Genomic DNA, 537 nt, shown 5'->3' with positions numbered 1-537 from the left:
GGAAGGCCTGTCCGCCCAGAGGGCCGAACCTCAGACACTCATGATCGACGCGACCTATCTCAAGGCTCACCGCACGGCTTCCAGCCTTGGGGTAAAAAAGGGGATCTCGGGCGTCTGATCGGACGGACCAAGGGTGGCATGAACACCAAGCTTCACGCGATAACCGATGCCAACGGCCGCCCCTGAGCTTCTTCATCACGGCCGGCCAAATCAGCGATTACACCGGCGCAGCGGCCCTGCTCGACGACCTGCCCAAGGCACAGTGGATGCTTGCCGATCGGGGCTATGATGCCGAGTGGTTCAGGGACGCGCTTGAGCAAAAGGGCATCAAGCCCTGCATTCCGGGCCGGAAATCCCGCTCCATCCCCGTCAAGTACGACAAGCGCCGATACAAGCGGCGCAACCGCATCGAGATCATGTTCGGCCGTCTCAAGGACTGGCGACGCGTGGCAACGCGATACGACCGCTGTCCAACCGTCTTCTTCTCCGCCCTCGCACTCGCCGCAACCGTGCTCTTCTGGCTGTGATCAGTGAGTC

At 61.8% G+C, this 537-nt stretch carries 1 pseudogene; it reads left to right on the top strand.

Annotated features, from left to right (window positions below):
• Window positions 1–164: 164 nt before the first annotated feature.
• A pseudogene (locus HGI46_RS21845) lies at window positions 165–527 on the top strand (IS5 family transposase); the annotation flags it as partial.
• Between the last annotated feature and the right edge of the window lie 10 nt (window positions 528–537).

It is taken from the genome of Novosphingobium sp. ERW19, assembly GCF_012641315.1.
In the GTDB taxonomy this organism is placed as follows: Bacteria; Pseudomonadota; Alphaproteobacteria; order Sphingomonadales; family Sphingomonadaceae; genus Novosphingobium.
The sequence above is the reverse complement of the archived record's forward strand: the minus strand, read 5'-3'. Positions and strand labels throughout refer to the sequence as shown.